Source organism: Paracoccus broussonetiae, from assembly GCF_031854425.1.
GTDB classification, from domain to species: Bacteria; Pseudomonadota; Alphaproteobacteria; order Rhodobacterales; family Rhodobacteraceae; genus Paracoccus; species Paracoccus broussonetiae.
Map to the genome: position 1 here is coordinate 1 of NZ_JAVRQI010000048.1, position 1,309 is coordinate 1,309.

The window sequence follows — 1,309 nt, forward strand, 5'->3', positions numbered from 1 at the left end:
TGAACTGGCCCCCTTTTCGACCGGACACTTGGGCATAATCATGGAGGCTTAGGCATACGCCTGAGCACGTGCTTATGTCTGAGATAGAGATCATCACCGATGGTGGCCGTCGACGCCGCTGGACTGCGGCCGAGAAGCTGCGGATCGTCGAGGAGACGCTGGACGAGGGGGCCAGCATCTCGGTCGTGGCGCGCCGCAATGGCGTGGCGCCGAACCTGTTGTATCGTTGGCGGCGGCTCATGCTCGAAGGGGGGAGTGTCGCCGTGTCTGAGGACGATGAAGTCACCAGCAACAGGATCGTGCGGCAACTGGAGGATCGCATCCGCGAGCTCGAACGCCAGCTTGGCCGCAAGACGCTGGAGGCCGAGATCCTGCGCGAGGCCTTGGACAAGTCACGGTCAAAAAAACCGACGTGGCTCGCGCGGTCGCCGTTGAAAGGCGACTTCCAGTGAAGGTGGTGGCGGAAACCCTGGGTGTTGCCCGTTCCAACCTGATTGACCGGCTGAAGGGCAGGACGAAGCCGCGTCGGCGCTATCAAAAGGCGCAAGACGCGGCGGTGGTGCCGTTGATCACGGCCCTCGTGTCGGCGCGTCCGACTTATGGCTACCGGCGGATCACGGCGATCCTGAACCGGCAGTTGCGATCAGAGGGCCTTGCGCCGGTCAATCACAAGCGGGTCTACCGGATCATGCAGGCCCATAACCTGCTGCTGGCAAGGAAATACTCCGAACGCCCCGAGCATGTTCACGACGGCAAGGTGATCGTCATGCGCTCGAACCTGCGCTGGTGTAGCGACGGGTTCGAATTCGCCTGCTGGAACGGCGACATCATCCGGGGCGCCTTCCTCATCGATGCTCACGACCGTGAGGTCATAGCCTGGCGCGCAGTGGTCAACGCTGGGATCAGTGGCTCCGACATCCGCGACATCATGCTCGAAGCCGTGGAACGTCGCTTCGGCGCATACCGAGCGCCCTCGGTCATCGAGATGCTGTCCGACAACGGCTCGCCCTACATCGCGAAGGACACGCAGATCTTCGCCCGTCAATTAGGCCTGAAGCCCTGCTTCACGCCTGTCCAGAGCCCACAAAGCAACGGCATCTCGGAGGCTTTCGTGAAGACGCTGAAGCGCGACTACGTCCAGGTGACGCCGCTGCCGAACGCCCAGACCGCTCTCGGATTGATCGGAGGCTGGATCGAGGACTACAACGACAACCACCCGCACTCAGGGCTGAAAATGCGCTCGCCCCGCGAGTTCATCGCAGCTCAAACCACAACCGCCTGAGTGTCCGGTGAAATGGGGGCAAGACCA

General features: G+C 62.3%; 1 protein-coding gene. It reads left to right on the forward strand.

Features of this window, described 5'->3' with window-relative positions; genetic code table 11:
- The first annotated feature begins 74 nt into the window (after positions 1–74).
- A protein-coding gene (locus RM190_RS23290) for an IS3 family transposase (RefSeq protein WP_311761868.1) occupies positions 75–1,282 on the forward strand; the annotation gives its coding sequence in 2 pieces (ribosomal slippage) (positions 75–399 and positions 399–1,282; 1,209 coding nt in all).
- Positions 1,283–1,309: the final 27 nt, after the last annotated feature.